Source organism: Corynebacterium coyleae (assembly GCF_030408635.1).
Lineage (GTDB): Bacteria > Actinomycetota > Actinomycetes > Mycobacteriales > Mycobacteriaceae > Corynebacterium > Corynebacterium coyleae.
Map to the genome: position 1 here is coordinate 2,296,456 of NZ_CP047198.1, position 16,500 is coordinate 2,312,955.

Annotated in this window: 10 protein-coding genes; 4 read left to right on the plus strand and 6 right to left on the minus strand. The window is 66.5% G+C overall.

The window, feature by feature from the left end:
- The first annotated feature begins 8 nt into the window (after nucleotides 1-8).
- From CCOY_RS11090 to CCOY_RS11105, 4 genes are read left to right on the plus strand one after another with little or no spacing between them, the layout of a single operon-like run.
- Nucleotides 9-2,300: an MMPL family transporter gene (locus CCOY_RS11090; protein WP_092100836.1), complete on the plus strand. Its 2,292-nt coding sequence runs from the start codon at nucleotides 9-11 to the stop codon at nucleotides 2,298-2,300.
- A complete protein-coding gene (locus CCOY_RS11095) occupies nucleotides 2,290-3,255 on the plus strand; it encodes a lysylphosphatidylglycerol synthase transmembrane domain-containing protein (RefSeq protein WP_092100838.1) in 966 nt (321 codons plus the stop codon). Before CCOY_RS11090 ends, CCOY_RS11095 begins: the two co-directional genes overlap by 11 nt.
- Before the next feature lie 58 nt (nucleotides 3,256-3,313).
- Nucleotides 3,314-4,387, plus strand: coding sequence for an HNH endonuclease signature motif containing protein (locus tag CCOY_RS11100; protein ID WP_092100840.1), 1,074 nt, complete (start codon nucleotides 3,314-3,316; stop codon nucleotides 4,385-4,387).
- The gene (locus tag CCOY_RS11105) at nucleotides 4,384-4,737 is read left to right on the plus strand and encodes a DUF3054 domain-containing protein (RefSeq protein ID WP_224213411.1); all 354 of its coding nucleotides are present in this window, start codon (nucleotides 4,384-4,386) and stop codon (nucleotides 4,735-4,737) included. The genes CCOY_RS11100 and CCOY_RS11105 overlap by 4 nt, the downstream gene beginning before the upstream one ends.
- 123 nt (nucleotides 4,738-4,860) lie before the next feature.
- Here the strand turns inward: CCOY_RS11105 and CCOY_RS11110 are convergent, their stop codons facing one another.
- From CCOY_RS11110 to CCOY_RS11135, 6 genes are read right to left on the minus strand one after another with little or no spacing between them, the layout of a single operon-like run.
- Nucleotides 4,861-6,402: an acyl-CoA carboxylase subunit beta gene (locus tag CCOY_RS11110; protein ID WP_092100842.1), complete on the minus strand. Its 1,542-nt coding sequence runs from the start codon at nucleotides 6,400-6,402 to the stop codon at nucleotides 4,861-4,863.
- Nucleotides 6,399-11,117, minus strand: coding sequence for a type I polyketide synthase (locus CCOY_RS11115; protein ID WP_092100844.1), 4,719 nt, complete (start codon nucleotides 11,115-11,117; stop codon nucleotides 6,399-6,401). The genes CCOY_RS11110 and CCOY_RS11115 overlap by 4 nt, the downstream gene beginning before the upstream one ends.
- A gap of 35 nt (nucleotides 11,118-11,152) precedes the next feature.
- On the minus strand, nucleotides 11,153-12,970 hold the full coding sequence (locus CCOY_RS11120) for a FadD32-like long-chain-fatty-acid--AMP ligase (protein ID WP_092100846.1): 1,818 nt from the start codon (nucleotides 12,968-12,970) through the stop codon (nucleotides 11,153-11,155).
- Nucleotides 12,971-13,003: 33 nt separating this feature from the next.
- On the minus strand, nucleotides 13,004-13,945 hold the full coding sequence (locus tag CCOY_RS11125) for a cutinase family protein (RefSeq protein WP_070423320.1): 942 nt from the start codon (nucleotides 13,943-13,945) through the stop codon (nucleotides 13,004-13,006).
- 23 nt (nucleotides 13,946-13,968) lie between these two features.
- Entirely contained in the window at nucleotides 13,969-14,445 is a 477-nt protein-coding gene (locus CCOY_RS11130; protein WP_092100848.1) for a hypothetical protein, read from the minus strand.
- Nucleotides 14,445-16,388 (minus strand): alpha/beta hydrolase-fold protein, encoded by a 1,944-nt coding sequence (locus tag CCOY_RS11135; protein ID WP_070423322.1) that lies wholly within the window; start codon nucleotides 16,386-16,388, stop codon nucleotides 14,445-14,447. Before CCOY_RS11135 ends, CCOY_RS11130 begins: the two co-directional genes overlap by 1 nt.
- Nucleotides 16,389-16,500: the final 112 nt, after the last annotated feature.

Genomic DNA, 16,500 nt, shown 5'->3' on the forward strand with positions numbered 1-16,500 from the left:
AGCCCGCCGTGTTTTACAAGTGGGGCCACTTCGCCTACCGCCACCGCCGCATCATCCCGGTCATCGTCATCGCGCTGATCCTGCTGATGCAAGTGCTGTTCGGATCCAAACTCGCCGACCGCCTCTCCCAGGAAGGCTGGGAGGACCCGGGCGCAGATTCGACGACGGCGGCGCAGATCGAATACGACACGTTCGGCCGCGACAACTCCGGCGACGTGATCCTGCTGGTGGCGGCGCCGGATGGGGTGGACAGGCCGGAGGTCGTCGATAAGGTGAATGCGCAGTTGGGGGAGCTCAAGGCGCAGCACCCTAACCAGATCGCGCACATCACCAGTTACTTCGAGCGTCCCAACCCGCAACTGGTCAACGCCGATCACACCAAGGCGTTCGCCGCGATCGGGCTGAAGGGCGACGGCGAGCAGACGCTGAAGGACTTCCGCACCATCCAGCCCGCGCTCGAGGCGCTGGAGGTCCCTGGCGGCACCGCCCAGATCGCCGGCGCCACCGCCGTGGCCGACGCGTTGGACACCGGCATGGCCGACGACATCGCGCGCGCCGAAAAGATCGGCCTGGTGTTCGTCGCCATCATCTTGCTGTTTGTGTTCGGCGGCGTGGTGGCCGCGGCGATGCCACTGATCGTGGGCATCCTGTCCATCATCGGCTCACTGTCGCTGCTGGCGGTGCTGGCGCAGTTCCAGCAGGTCAACATCTTCTCCCAGTCGATCATTACGCTGCTCGGCCTGGGTCTTGCCATCGACTACGGGCTGTTCATGGTGTCGCGCTTCCGCGAGGAACTCGACCGCGGCCTGGACACCGAAGAGGCCGTCGCCGTGACCACCAACACGGCCGGCAAGACGGTGTTCTTCTCCGCCCTCATGGTCGGCGTCGCGCTGTCCGGCCTGCTTATGTTCCCGCAGGCCTTCCTCAAATCGGTGGCCTACGGCGCGATCAGCGCGGTCGTGCTCGCCGCCGTGATTTCGGTGGCGGTGCTGCCGGCGCTATTCGGCATGCTCGGCCCCAAGATCGATTTCCTGTCCGTGCGTCGTCGCAAAGAGCGCAGCATGGAAGATACGGTCTGGTACAAGATCCCCGCCTGGGCGATGCGCCACGCCCGCCCCGTCGTCGTCGGGGTGGCGGCGCTACTCATCGCCCTGACCGTGCCGATTGTCGGCATCGCGTTCGGCGGCATCAACGAAACCTACCTGCCGCCCAACCAGGTCACCCGCCAAGCGCAGGACGAGTTCAACGAAGAGTTCCCCGCCTTCCGCACCGACCCGGTGAAACTCGTGGTCCAGGGCGCCGACAACGCGCAGCTCGGCCAGATCGTCATGCAGACCCGCGCCATCGACGGCTTCACCCGCCCGCTCAAGCCCGACTACCCCACCGAAGGCGACATCACGGTGCTGTCGGCGCCGTTGGAGAACAGGGACGGTGGGGCGGACGTCGTCAAGCAATTGCGTGAGATTGACGTGCCGGAGGGCGTGACCACCTACGTCGGTGGCACCCCCGCCATGGAAGTCGAATCCATCGAAGCGCTGCTGGAGCGCCTGCCGTGGATGGGCGTCTACATGGTGCTGGCAACGTTTTTGCTCATGGCACTCGTGTTCGGGTCGCTGATCCTGCCGGCGAAGGCCGTGATCATGAACATCCTCGGCATCGGCGCCACCCTCGGCTTCCTCACCGCCGTGTTCGTCGACGGGCTCGGCGCCGGGGTGCTCAACTTCACGCCGGGCCCGCTGATGAGCCCGATCCTGGTGCTCATCGTCGCCATCCTCTACGGCCTATCCACCGATTACGAAGTGTTCCTGGTCTCCCGCATGGTGGAGGCCCGCCAAGACGGCGCACGTACCGACGACGCCATCAAGGACGGCACCGCGCATACCGGTGGGATTATCACCGCCGCGGCCGCCATCATGATCGTGGTCGCCGCCGCGTTCGCCCTGTCGGACATTGTGATGATGAAGTACATCGCCTACGGCATGATCTTCTCGCTCGCCCTCGACGCGACAATCATCCGCCTCCTGCTCGTGCCGGGTGTCATGCACCTGCTGCGCGAGGACAACTGGTGGGCGCCGCGCTGGGTCAAACGTGCCGCGGGTGCGCTCGGCGAGGGCTCTGGCGTATCGACGACACCACCCACCGAAACCCCCATCGAGCACATGGTCGTTGACACCCTGCCCGGCCGCGCCGGCGTCTCCGTCGAAGAGGACGCGACGCTGGTGCCGTTTAGCGAACTCATGCGCGACATCGAGCAGCGCCGCGCCCTCGAGCAGCTGAAGAAGAAAGAACTTGAACGCTAGGACCTGGCTGCGCTGGCTCGCCCCGGTCGTTCTGGTTGTGGTGGTGCTGGTAGTACTCCGCGACCAGATGCCGTTCTTCGGCGACGCCTGGCGCGCCGTTCGGTCCGCTTCGCCGCTGCCACTGTTGGGCACGGTGGTCACCGCCTTGCTGGCGCTGGTGGCGATGGCCGGGGTGATGCAGATCCTGCTCAACGTCGAAGGCCGCATCACGGGGGTGGCGCGCACGAACGCGATCGTGTTCGCCTCCAACGCGTGGTCCACCACCGTGCCGGGCGGGCCGGCACTATCGGCGTGGCTGACGTACCGGGTGCACCGCTCGTGGGGCGCGTCGACGGGCCTGTGCGGGTGGTTCTTCGTCGTCTCCGGTGCGCTGTCCACGGTGTGGCTGGTGCTCATCGGCATCGTCGCCGTGGTGCTGCTGGGTGCCGACCTGTCGGTGACGTCGCTCGTGCTGTCGCTGGTGGCGGCCGCGCTGACCATCGCCGCAGTGTTCTGGGCGACGCTCAACCCTGCGGTGCTCAAACGCTGGGTGCGCTTCCTGCCCTCGCGCGTGCACGAGCGCGCCGTGGCGGTAATCGACCAGGTTGCCGCCATCCGCATCTCCGCCCCAGCCTTCGCGGGGGCGGCCGGACTGTCGCTGTGTAACCGGCTGCTCGACTTGGCGACGATGGTGTGTGCGGTGTGGGCGGTGTCGTCGTCAAGCATTTCGCTATCGGGTATTTGCTTGGCGTTCATCATGACCAAACTCGCGGGATCCGCCCAGGTCACGCCCGGCGGCCTGGGCACGGTGGAGCCCGTTGCGGTGGGCATGCTCGTCGCCGGAGGCCTTTCGCTTGCCGACGCCACCGCCGCTACCGTCATCTACCGCGCCATCTCGTTTGCGCTCGTGACCGCCATCGGCTGGATCGTCTATTCCGCCGTCTACCTGGGACGTGTGGATAAACCAACGGCATAATCGCGAGTTATCCACAGGGCCGTTGCGCAAGTTTGGCCGGCGCTTTAGGTTGAAATGCATGACTTCATTTACTGCTCTCGTGGACACGCTGGCCAGCGCCGTTGATGCGCTCGCCGGTTTCGACGAGCAGTACGCTCTCCAGGCAGGCCTCGACCCGGCGCAGGTGTCCGCGTGGGCGGGGCTGCGCGAGGTGTACTTCGGCCGCACCGCCTACACCCGCAAGCAGGCCGTGGCGCTGGAGCGGGCGCGGGGGTTCTCGCTGCACCAGTTGGTGGCCATCGAGCGCCGCCTGAAGCGCCTGCCAGTCAACGAGCGTTGGGCGCCGCGGCTTGCGCTGCTGGAGGTGCGCGGCGACTACCGGGCGGTGCAGAAAGCCGCACGCGAATTGCTTCCCGACGACGACCGCACCCCCGAAGACGCCTTCCGCTTCTCTGCCTCACGCGGCGGGAAGCGGAAGTTCTCCGGCTGCGGCGACGAACACGTGCTGGCAGCACTGGAAAAGCAGTTGCGCTCCGGGCTGGACGCGTCGAAGCCGGCGGGCCCGCAAATGTTCGCCCGGTTCGCCGACATGCTCACCGCGGGCGGCGGGGTGCAGGTGCAGGCGCCGCGCCCGATCGTGGCGGTGCCGGCGGACCAGCACGTGACAATCCTCGCCGACCACGGCGACGACGTCCTGCTCGCACTTTCCGACGGCACCACCATCACCGGCGCCGAATACGTCGCGGCATTGTTAGGCGAGACGTTTCCGACCGAGGTCGCGCTCGTGCACCCGGAGGCCGGGCCGGTGAACCTGTATCGCACGCAACGCGTGGCCAATGCGAAACAGCGCGACCTGGCCCGCATGGCCACCCCGATGTGCCCCGTGCCCGGGTGCCGGATAGCTGCAGATCTGTGCGAGTTCCACCACATCACGGCGTGGTCCCAGGGTGGCGAGACCAACCTGGCCAACCTGGTGCCGCTGTGCAGGTACCACAACCGGGTCAACCACGACGATCCCCGCCACACCAACCGGCGCGGAAGGATCGAACGGATCCGGGGCCGGCCGGTGTGGGTTTCACCGCGCGGGTACCCGGTGTTTAGGCCCGGCGGAATCATGGACGCGCTGTTCGGGCGCTACCATCTGCGAGTATGACGAAACGAATCACACGCCCCACCGCGATCGCGGCCGACTACGTCGCCATCGCGGTATTCGCGCTGCTCGCACGCGCCGCCCACCAATCCGAAACCATGCCGTTCAACTTCACCGGCTGGCTGTCCACCCTGTGGCCGTTCGCCCTGGGTGTGACGCTGGGATGGCTGATCGCCCGTGACAACAAGGGCGGCATCATCTGGCCGGTCACCGTGATCACCGGCCTGGTCATCTGGGGCATCCGCAACGGCTCGATCCCCCACTGGTCGTTCATCATCGTGGCGACGACCATGTCCGCGCTGCTCATGCTCGGCTGGCGCGGAATCGCAAAACTCTGGGCGAAGAAAGCCTAGAAGCTCGAACCGAAGTTCCAGAGCGGATCACCCGTCTGGATGCCGTTGATGAACCAGATGACCATGCTGACAAGGTCGCCGAACAGGTCGAGGGTGGAGGAAAGCATAGAAGAAGGGCCTTTCTTACAGGGGGCTGATGGTGTGCTTCTTAGGAAGGTCGAATTCTTGTTTGGTGACCAATTGGCGAAGGGCTCGTCGTAAAGCAATGCGTGTTTGATTGGGCTCGATCATCTGGTCGATGTAACCCCGCTCAGCAGCCACGTACGGGGAAGTCATCTCCTGGTCATAGAAGTCCATGAACATCTTCTTCATGGCCTCGCGCTGATCAGGGTCCTCGATGGCGGCGAGCTGCTTGCCCTGCAGCATCACCACCGCCGCCGCCGAACCCATCACGGCGATCTGGGCGGTGGGCCAGGCGAGGTTGATGTCGCCGTTGAGGTTCTTCGACCCCATCACCGCATACGCGCCGCCGTAGGCTTTGCGCACGACCAGCGTCACCTTAGGCACGGTGGCCTCCACGCCGGCGAAGGCGAACTTCGCGCCACGGTGGATCAGGCCTTCGCGCTCCTGCTCCACGCCGGGCAGGTAGCCGGGGGTGTCCACGACATAGACGATGGGGATGTTGTAGGCGTCGCAGGTGCGGATGAAGCGCGCGCCCTTGTCGGCGGCGTCCGCGTCGATGCAGCCAGCGGCGTACATCGGGTTATTGGCGACGAAGCCGACCGCCTTGCCGTCGATGCGGCCGAAGGCACAGATGAGGTTTTCGGCGTAGCCGCCTTGGATTTCGACGAGGTCTTCGTCGTCGCCAAGTTGCACGAGCAGATCCATCATGTCGTAGCCGGCGTTGGTGTCGTCGGGCATGAAGGAATCGAGTGCGGAGTCGTCCAACTCCTCGTCCGCGGGGGCCGTCACGACGGGGGCCGCGTCGAAGGTGGAGGTGGGCAGGTGGGCCAGCAGGTCCTTGACGTAGTCGAAGGCGTCCTCCTCCGTAGCCACCACGGCCTGGATGTTGCCGGCCTGCTCCTGTACGCGCGCACCGCCGAGTTCGGCGGACGTGATGTCTTCGCCGGTGACCTCGCGGATCACGTTCGGGCCGGTGACGTACATCTCGGACTCGCCGTCAACGGCGATGACAAAGTCCGTGGTCACCGGGGCGTAGACGGCGCCGCCGGCGGACTTGCCCAGCATGATCGAGATCTGCGGGACGCGGCCCGACAGCGGCAGCTGGCGCTTGGCAATCTCGGAGTACATGGCCAGCGACGTCACCGCGTCCTGGATGCGGGCGCCGCCGGAGTCCTGAATGCCGATCACGGGACACGAGATCTTGATGGCGAACTCCATGACCTCGGTGACCTTGCGACCGAACGTCACGCCGACGGAGCCGCCGTAGACGGTTTTGTCGTGGGCGTAGACGGCGACGGGGCGGCCGTCGATGCGCCCGTAGCCGGTGACCACACCGTCGGAGTAGACGGCGTCCGGGTCGCCGGGGGTGCGGGCGAGCGCGCCGATTTCGACGAAGGATCCCTCGTCGAGCAGGGCGTCGATGCGTTGGCGCGGGGTGGTGCGGCCGGCGTCGTCGCGACGCTTGCGCGAGCGTTCCGAGCCCGGGTCCTGCGCTTTGTCTAGCCGTTCGCGCAGGTCGGCGAGTTTGTCGGCGGTACTCATCGCTTCCCTTCGATCCATGCGTTCATGTGCTTACCGACGATGCCCACCGCCGGCTCGTCCACAACCGCCAAGTGGTCACCGGGCAGGTGGACGATGGTCAAGTCGCTCACGATAGCGCCCCAGCCGCCGTCCTCGTCAATGTGGGCGTAGTTCGGCTCGAGCTGGATGGCGCCGTCGTGCATGCGCTCGGCGCGGAACAGCAGCACCGGCACGTCGACGTCGGCCCAGCGGGTGAAGTCGAGGTGGTTGAGGATCTGGTTGTCCACGAACGATGCCCGCTGGTGCTCCAGGACACCGGCGGCCAGGCCGTGTTCGGAGGCGTCGGTGCTGGCCAGGAACTCAGTGAGCATGGTCAGCAGCGCTTCTTCGCCGGCGGTTTCGAGCAGCTCGTAAGGCACCTCGAAGTCCAGGCCGTAGGTTTCCTTGGCAAAGGCGGCGTAGCGGCCCCAGCGCGCCTTGGTCTCCTCGAGCGTGTCGGGGATCGGCTCAGACGGCTGGGTGGTGTCCAAAAGCGCGATGAAGTCGATCTTGTCGTTGCCCAACTGGGATGCGACCTCGTAGGCCAGGGCGCCGCCGAAGGACCAGCCGGCGAGGATGACCTTGCGCTCGCCTGCGATGCGCTCGATGTCCTTGACGTACTCGGCAGCACGCTCCTGGAGGGAGCCCTCCAGGCGTTCGACGCCGTAGACCGGGACGTTCTTATTCAGGCGGCGGGCCAGCGGCGCGTACACCGACGACGACCCGCCCGCCGGGTGGAAAATAAAGACAGGGTTCTTGGCGGCGTCGCCATCTCGGAAGACGCGGATGTTGCCGTCGACCGGGGTCTCCAGGCCCTCGCGGACCTTGTTCGCAAGCGGTTCGAGCGTCTCGGCGCCCAGCACATCCTCGGCGGTGACCTCGATGCCGGAGCGCTCGGTCAGGTGCGCGGCGATCTCGCCCGCCTGCTCCTTACTAATCTCCGGCAAATCCGACGTCACACCAGCAGCCGCCGCACCGGCGTACTTCGCCCAGGCACCGAACACCATGCGTTCGGACGCGTCGCGCGGGGCGACGCCCACGCCCTGGGTCTTTTCGGCAGCAGCGGCCGGGTCGCGCGCCTCGTCGTTGACAGCCATCGGCTGAGGCGCATCGGTGCGGCCTGCGACGGCGTCTTCGACGATGCGGATGACATCGGCGACGGAGGCGTCGCGAAGCGTTTGCACCTGCAGCGGTGGGATCTGGAAGTCGTTTTCCACCCGGTTTTTGATGCGCATGCCCATCAGGGAGTCAAGGCCCAAGTCGATGAGCGGCAGTTCGTCGGGCAGGTCCTCGGGGTCGTAGCCCATGGATTCGGAAACGATGCCGCGCAGGCGCTCGGCAACGGTCTCGCCGGAGGTCGGGTCCCAGCGCACGGCGTCGATGTCGTCCTGGTCCTCGTCGGAGGCGGCGGCCGGGGTGTCGTCGATACGCGTGGGCTCCATGACGCCCTGAACCGGGGCGCGGTCGATGGTGGAGGCGAAACCCTCCGCGACCAGCACAGAACCGTCGTACACCTTGACGGACACGCCGCCGAGCGAGGACGCCACCACAGTGGTCACCTCGCCGTCGGCGGGCAGGTAGCCGTGCTCTTCCGTAGCGACGACACGCGCCCCCTCGGCTACCTCGGCCGCAGCGGACTCGATGAGTTGGTGCGGGCTGAAGACCTGGTCGGCGGCGGTCGCGAACGCAACCTCGCCGCTCGGCAGCGTCACACGGGAGCCCAAAAGCGACGTGCTTGCCGACGACGGCCTCGCCGGCGTCCAGTGATCCACCTGCTTAAACGCCATACCCGGCGCGTCGATGACCTTGCCTGCGCCGTAGAAGGCGCCGAAGTCCACCGGCACGCCGCCGGCGTAGAGCTTCGCGGCGAGGTCCAAAAGCGACTCGAGCTCGTCGACCTTGCGCTTGGTGGTGAACAGCAGCTGCGCATCCGGCTGGCCGGCGGCGAACGCGGTGTTCATCATGCCCATCAGTGCAACCGGGTTCGGGGTGATCTCCACAAGCGTGGTGTGGCCGGCGGCAAACGCGGCTTCGGTGGCGTCCTGGAAGTAGACCGGCTGGCGGGTCATGCGCAGGAAGTAGGCGTCGTCGTGGATGGTCTGGCCGGGCTGGTAGACCTCGCCGCGGTCGACGGAGGTAAACAGTGGCACCGTGAGCGGGCGCGGGGTGATGCCTGCGATTTCGCCGGCGAGCTCGCCCATGATCGGGTCGAGCGCGCTGGTGTGGCCGGCGCCGCGCACGTTGAGTTTGCGGGCGAACTTCTCCTCAGCGGTGAGTGCCTCGACGATGTAGTCGACGGCCTTCGACGGCCCGCCGACGGTGGTCATGCCGGGGCCCGCGTAGACGGCTGGCTCAACGCCTGCAGCCTGCTCATGCTTATCGACGAACTCCGCCAGCTCCTCGCGCGACAACTCCACAACTGCCATCGCGCCTTCTTGGTCGGTGCCGGCGATCATTTCTTCGCCTTCACCCATGAGGCGGGCGCGGGCGGTGGCGATGAGGATGCAGTCCTCGTCGCTCAGCCCGCCGGCACCGTAGGCTGCGGCAATCTCACCCATGGACATGCCCATGGTGGCGGCCGGGGTGATGCCGGCGGAGGCCAGCAGGTCGGTCTGGGCGATCTGGATGGCGGTGATGGTGACCTGGCCGGTTTCGGTGTCGTAGGTCAGCTCGTCGTTTTCAATGATCTCGAGCATGGACCAGCCGGCCTGGAACTTGACCATCTCGTCGAGTTCGCGCATACGGCGGGCGAACAGCGGCGAGCGGGCGATGAGTTCCTTGGCCATCTTGCGGTGCTGGGAGCCGAAGCCGGAGTAGACGAAGACGGGGCCCATCGGGGTCGGTGCGTCGGCGGATGCGATGCCGGGGCCGATCTTGCCGGCAGCGACCTGGCGTAGGCGCTTGACGGCGTCTTCGGTGGTGGTGGCCTGGACGACGGCGGCGGAGCGGCCGTGGTTGCGCTTGGCCAGGGAGCGCGCCACCGGGATCAGGTCGGTGTCGGGGCGGCCTTCGAGGAAGTCGGCGAGCGCGCCGGCAGCTTCCTTGCGACGAGAGGGCAGCAGGCCCGACACCGGCAACGCCGCCGCAGCCACGCCCTCGAAGGATGGCTCGGTTTCGGGTGCCTGGGTGTCGTAGTCGGCCGGGTCGAAGTCGGCGACGACCACGTGCGCGTTCGTGCCGCCGAAGCCGAAGCCGGACACGCCGGCGATGCGGCGGCCGGAGTAGCGCGGCCACTCGCGCGGGTCCTGGACGACCTCGATGCGCTCGGTGTCGAAGTCGACGTAGCGGTTTGGGGCGGTGAAGTTAATGGACTCCGGAATCGTGTCGTGCTTGAGCGCCTCGATCACCTTGATCAGCGCGACGACGCCGGCGGCGGATTCGGAGTGGCCGATGTTGGACTTCGCCGACCCCAGCAGCAGCGGCGAGCCAGCGTCGCGTCCGCGGCCGAGGACTTCGCCGAGTGCGGTGGCCTCGATCGGGTCGCCGAGGATGGTGCCGGTGCCGTGGGCTTCGACCACGTCGACCTGCAGCGGGTCCACGCCGGCGTCGTCGTAGGCGCGGCGCAGCACGTCTACCTGGGCGTCTGGGTTGGGGGCGGTCAGGCCGTTGGAGTGGCCGTCGGAGTTGGTGGCCGAGCCTTTGATTACGCCGAGGATGTTGTCGCCGTCGGCGATGGCGTCGTCGACACGCTTGAGCACGATGAAGCCTGCGGCGTCGGCTCGGACGATGCCGTCGGCGTCGTCGGAAAACGCGTGGATGCGCCCGGTCGGCGAGATCACGCCCAACTCCGAAAACGCAAGCGAGGCAAACGGGTTGGCCAGGATGTTCACGCCGCCGGCTAGGGCGACGTCGGCTTCGCCGTCGCGAAGCGCGCGCACCGCGTGGTGCACCGACACCAGCGACGAGGAGCAGGCGGTGTCCACGTTCATGGACGGGCCGCGGAAGTCGTAGGCATAAGAGATGCGGTTCGGGATGACCGCGGAGGATGCGCCGGTTAGCGCGTACGGGTGCGCCTCGGCGGGGTCGGCGACGATGAGCATGCCGTAGTCGTTGTTGGACGAGCCAACGAACACGCCGACGGGTTCGCCGCGCAGCTTGCTGGGTGCGAGGCCTGCGTCTTCGAGGGCTTCCCACGCAACTTCGAGCATGATGCGTTGCTGCGGGTCCATGTTTTGGGCCTCGAGTGGGGAGACGCCGAAGAATTCGTGGTCGAAGGAGGCGATGCCGTCCATGTAGCCGCCGTCGGTGTTTTCTTCCGACATTTTGGTGCGGACGACGGGGTCGCCGAGGTATTCGTCCCAGCGTGGTGCGGGAAGTGGGCCGGTGCCGGAGCGGCCTTCGATGAGCATTTGCCAGAATTCGGCGTTGTTTTTGGCGCCTGGGAAGCGGCCGGCGGAGCCGATGATGGCGATGTCGTGGGTTCCCGGGGTGGCATTTGCTTGACGACGACGCCTCACCGGCCCCTCCGTCTTCACCGCCGTCAGCGCTGCGGCGAGCGCGGCGACGGTCGGGTACTGGTAGGCGATGGTCGGGTCTACGCGGCGGCCGAGGAGCGTTTCCAGTTCGCCGGAGAGGATCACGGCGTCGCGGGATGCGAGGCCGTAGGTCTCCAGCGGCGTGGTCGGGTCGACGTTATCTACGCCGGTGGCGCGCTCAACCCAGCTGGTGAGCCACTGAATCAGATCATGCTCGTTCATAACAGCTCAGACTATCGCCCACCGGCGGGGTTTTGTTACTGCGTTGCAGCGTGTTCGCGATCGGTGAATCGCTTCGCGTTGACGCGGCGGGCGATCTTGCCTGCCGAGGAGCGTGCGATCTCGCCCGGACCGTAGAACTCGACGACCTCCGGGGCGATGCCGTGCTTGGCGGTGACGGCGGAGCGGATGGCGTCGATGGCGGCTGCGTCGCCGTCGGCGGAGGCGTTGTCGGCGCGTTCGACCATGATGATGAGGCGCTCGACGTCGTCGCCAGGCACTGCGAATGCGGCGACGGAGTCCTTGCGCACGTGGTCGGTGGCCTCCATGACGGTGGCTTCGATGTCCTGCGGGTAGTGGTTGCGTCCCGCCACGACCACGAGGTCCTTGACGCGGCCGGTGATGTACAGGTGGCCGTCGAGCATGGTGCCCAGGTCGCCGGTGGCGCACCAGTTGTCCTTCGGCATGCCGTCCTGGATGGTTTCGCCGATGGTGTTGTGGAACGTTGCGGCGGTCTCTTCCGGGCGGTCGAGGTAGCCGGCGGCGACGTTTTTGCCGTGGACCCAGATTTCGCCGATGGTGCCGTCTTCGACCTCGTTGCGGGTCTCCGGGTCGACGATGGCGAAGTGCATCCAGTTCACCGGCTGGCCGTTCGACGCGGTAGCCACGCCGCCTTCGGCCGGGACGGCCTTGCCCTCTGCGAGTGCGTCGCGGTCGAACTCGATGAACTTCGGGCGCTCATCGGTGCGGTCGGTGGATACCAGCAGGGTGGTCTCGGCCAGGCCGTAGGACGGGCGCAGCACGGAGCGGTCGAGCCCGGAGGCGCTGAACGCGTCGATAAACGCGGTCACGCCCGCGCGGGTAACCGGCTCGGAGCCAATGATGATGCACTCCACGGCGGAGAAGTCGTACTGGTCCGCAGATTCCGGCGCGGCGTAGCGGGCGGCGAGGTCCAGCGCGAAGTTGGGGATCACGGTGTAGACGTGGATGTCGGCGAGGTCGTCGTCGCGACGCGACAGGCGCTCCACCCAACGCTTCGGCTGCTGGATGAAGTCGCGCGGGGCGAAGATCTCAATCTCCTGGCCCAGCACGACGCCGAGCATGGCCACGATCATGCCCATGTCGTGGTGCAGCGGCAGCCAGGTCGGGATGCGCATCGGCGTTTCGAACTTCACCGCGTCGTTGATCTGCAGAACGTCGGTGACCAGCGCCTCGTTGGTGATCATCACGCCTGCCGGGTTGCGGGTGGAGCCGGAGGTGTACTGCAGGAAGCAGATCTGGTTCGCGGTGTCCTCGCCCGGCACCGGCGGGATTGGCTGGTAGGACTCGGCGAGCGTGTCCGGCAGGGAGTCCACGGCGATGACGCGGGGACGCTCGGTGCCGGGCAGGTCGGCGAAGTAGCGGCGCACAGCGGGGGCGGCGGCGGAGTTGGTGAGCACGATCTGGACGCCGGCGTCGCCAAGCACTGCGCGCAGGTGGCCCTCGTGGCCCGGCTCGGTCGGGTCGTACAGCGGCACCGGCACCTGGCCCGCGTAGAGCGCACCCATGAAGCCGAAGACGTACTCGGCGGAGTTCGGCGCCATCAGCGCGACGCGTGCGCCCGGCTCGCCGACCTGGGCGAGGCGTGCTGCGACGGCCTTGATGCGGGTGTTGACCTCGGAGCGGGTGAACGTTGTTTCCACACCAGCTGGGTCGGTGGAAAAGTCCCACGCGCGGACGTTGATCGCGTCGCCGCCGCCGGCCTGCAGTTGGGCCTGGTGGATCATTTCGGCGAGTCGGGGCAGGGTGAAGTGTTCTGGCAGGGCGATGTCGCCGTCGGGGCCGATGAATTGGGCGGTCAGTTGCTGAAGATCCATCGAAAAACTCCTTGTTTTACACCTGTATTCGAGTTACAAACTCTCTACCACGTCACGGACCCAATTGACAGCCCACTCGGGCACTGTCGAGCCCGGAATCACGTCCGGATTTGTGGCATATAGTGCATGATTGCCGTTGGCCGAAATGAGTGCGTTTGCGCGTTCGATCGCGTTGCCTACACCCAGTGGGGCGTCGCAAACGGTGTCGTTCGGCGCGCAGATTTCGTAGGCACGGTCCTCCACGAGACCGAAGCCGCCGGGGCGTGGTCCGGTCATGGTGGCGCCGGGGGTGACGGCGTCGGCGACGCGCTGCAGCGGCTGCAGGACGATCTCCGCGCCGGTGCCGTGCACTTCGGCGCCGGGGTTGATGCCCACGCCGTTTTCTCGGCGTCCGTCGGCGATCATCATCGCGCCGAGCAGACGGTCCGGGTTGATCGGACCCTCGCTATTGCCTATCGACGACGCCACGTCCCCCACAATCACCGCACCCTGCGAAAAGCCCGCAATGATGAACTTTGTCGACGAGCAGGTGCGCGCCACGAAGTCCAGTTCGCCTCGCAGTTTCGCGGTGCCCTCGGCGCGGGAGTCGTCGTAGGTCATCTCGGCGCGGCCGTGCGCGGTTTGGATGTTGCGGAACTGCGCGGTGTACGGGACGGTGAACACACGCACGTGGTTGATGTCGTACATCTCCTGCAGCGGGCGCGTGATGGACAGCATGAAGCTGGCCGGGTTGGCCTGGGGGTTGAACGGGTCGTCGTCTGCCGCGGATTCCCAGGTGCCCGGCACGGAGATGACTTCGACGGCGGGGCACCAGTCGGGCTCGTCGACACGCTCGGGCGCGCTCGACTCTGGTGGCTTGCTCGCCGACGGCAGGTCGCTGTCGGTGGTGGTGCGCCACTGGTAGATACCTAGGCCGATTAGCGCAAGCACCACAATCACGGCAGCGACGACGACAACGTTGCGCGATCGGCGCATGAAAACTCCTTACACGTGCGGGGTTAGCCGCACAGGTTGGCGCGGGCGGTGTCGCTGAGCAGGGTCGCTACGGTGCCTGCGTCCATGTCGGTGCGGCGTTGTTCGACCAGTTGCCCGGCGACGGCGTCGCGGGTGATCGTATCGTCGTCGCACACGGTAAACCCGGTTGCTGTGAGTTGGTCTTCAAGACCGTCGACGTTCACCCCGTTTTGCCTGAGGTGATCCAGAAACGCCTGCTCCTCCGGCGCGTATGAAGGCACCTGGGTGGGCACGGTTTCCACTTCCCGTGCGGGTTGGTCGCCGGCGCCATTGCGTGACGACGACCCCGTCGCGGATTCCGTCGCGGACGCGGTACCCGACTCAGTGGCCGAGGTGGCCGTTTCCGTGGCTGAGGTGGCCGCAGTTTCGGTGACGTCCTCGGAGTCCACGGTGGCTCCACCGCAGGCGGTGAGGGCGGCGGTGCAGGTGATCGTCGTCAAGCAAAGGGCGAATTTGCGCATTACTTCTTCCTTACGTTGACCACGCCGTTGACCTGCTCAACCGTGCCGTGCTGGAAGTCGATGGTCAGACCGCCAGCCGGGATCTTCGCCATGTCCTTCACAGGCCAGCCGAGCTCGCCCTGCTCGTAGCCGCGCTTGCCCCACTCGTTGAAGATGTCGCCCTTGAGAATCGTGTGGGCGCCGGTGGCAGCGGACCAGTAGATGTTGCCGTGCTCGAACTCCTGGAAGAAGCCGCCCTTGATGGCGATCTCGTTGGACTTCGGGTAGCCGAGCTCGGAGGTGGCGGTGCCGATCTCGCCGTACTTCTCGCCGATCGCACCGTGGACGATGTAGTGCTTGCCGTCCGGGTTGCGGGTGAGGTAGCCGCCCTGGAACTTCTGCACGTAGCCGTCGCCGACCTTGTTGGCCTCGGCGACCGGGTACTTCAGGTCGCCGGTCTCGTAGCCGTTGGCGCCCCATGCCTTGAACATGTCGCCCGGGATGGCGTAGGCGCCGGTGTTCGCGGTCCAGTAGACGGAGCCGTTTTCGAAGTGGACGAAGCGGCCCTGTCCGTCCGGTGCCTGGAGCTCGCCGGTGGTGGGGAAGCCGAGCCAGCCAGCGGCGCCGCCGAGCGCGTTGTACTTGGCCAGGATTGCGCCGTACAGGGCGTGCGCGCCGGTGTTCGGGGACCAGAACGCAGTACCGCCGCGGAAGTCCTGGGCCTTGCCCTTGCCGTCCTTGCCCGCGTTGTACTCGTCGTTGACACAGGTGCCGATGACGCCGGACTTGGTCTCTTCTGCGATCGCACCGATCGGGTTGCACTTGGAGCCACGGTCAGCCTCCGGCACGTCGAGGGCGTTAGCGATGTACGGCCATGCCTGTGCCATCTCGAACTGCCAGTACTCCCACGAGTGCACGCCAGAGGGGCGGAAGCGCACGATCGGCTTGACGGAGGTGCGCGAGGCGTAGTCCACGAACGTCTGGGTGGACAGGCGCGAGATGACCTCCAAGCCCATGCCGGCAGCGTTCGCGCGGCCCTTGGCCACGGATTCGGCGTTGCCGTAGTCGTCGCGGCCCGAACCGGAGGAGACGTACACCGTCATGTCCTTCAGGTTCTCAATGCCCAGCTTCGGGTCGTGGTCGATCCAGTCCTGGGAGCCCAGCGGGCCCCACATGGCCTCGGCGCTGTAGCCGCCGGCATCCAGCTGCGCGGCCTTGATCGCGGACGGCATGCCGGTGGTCGTGGTGTCCAGGTAGCCGGAGAACGAGCCGACGAAGTTAAACAGGTGCGGGTTGCGCTCAGCCAGGTTGACTGCGGCGGTGCCACCCATGGACAGGCCGACAACGGCGCGCTTGCCGTTGGAGCGGAACTCGTTGTTCAGCACCGGGACGAGCTCCTTGGTCAGGAACGTCTCCCACTTGTAGTGCTTGCCGTTGTTCTCCCGCTGCCAGTCGGAGTAGAAGGAGGACTCGCCGCCGACCGGGAGGATGACGTTGACGTTCTTGTCGGCGTAGAACTGCTCGATGTTGGTTTCGATGGTCCAGCCGTTTTCGTCGTCACGCGCGCGCAGGCCGTCGAGCGCCCACACTTCCGGGAACTTCGCGGTCGGGTTGGAGTGCCAGTCACGTGCCAGCAGGATCTGCACCTGGATGAGTTCCTTCGGCATGGCCGCGGACTTGATAAACACGGCTACGCGACGGCTGGTGATCCACTCGATGCGGTCCACCTTCACGCCCTCCGGCAGGCCGGGGATCTCGGGGTTCTTCTCCACCTCGATCGGAGTGCGCTTTGGCGGGTCGGACGGGCGCAGGCCGTCGGAGATGCCGCGGTTCGACGACAGCGACGACAGGTCCGAGGACTGTGCTTGGGCGGTGACTGCGGCCGACGGCGCCAGCGTGAGAGCCAGCGCGGCAGGCAGCAGGGCTGCGGTGAGCCTGGTGGGGGTGATCCGGTTGTCTCGCATGAGTCTCCTACCTCGTCGGGCTACTTGTGTCACAAGAGTATCGCCCTAAATCTTAAGTTTCACTTGAGGGTTTAATCGAGCGCGACACGCGGGGCGTTACTGCAAACACTTC